Here is a 285-nt window from a genome sequence, read left to right as displayed (position 1 = left end):
TTAATAACAACTTTATTCATTTTTAACCACTATTGTTTATAAGCAAAGTTGATCAAAGATGGACTGCCTTCAAGTTTAATTTATTGTGCTACTGATAGGTTCGTTAGGCTAATGGGAGAATTCCTAAAAACAATAATTAACAAATACGTACTGGAGAGATAGAAATGAACTTATTTGAACTACTCGGATGCTTTACTGTCTTTTACATATTAAGATATTTTTTTGACTCTACATATAAAAGAACGGAAAAGAAAAAAGTAGTTATAGATGTAGTAATTACTACAT

Origin of the sequence: Bacillus sp. JJ664, from assembly GCF_036962205.1 — a bacterium.
Classification (GTDB): Bacteria; Bacillota; Bacilli; order Bacillales; family Bacillaceae_G; genus Gottfriedia.
Note: the sequence above shows the minus strand (reverse complement) of the source record.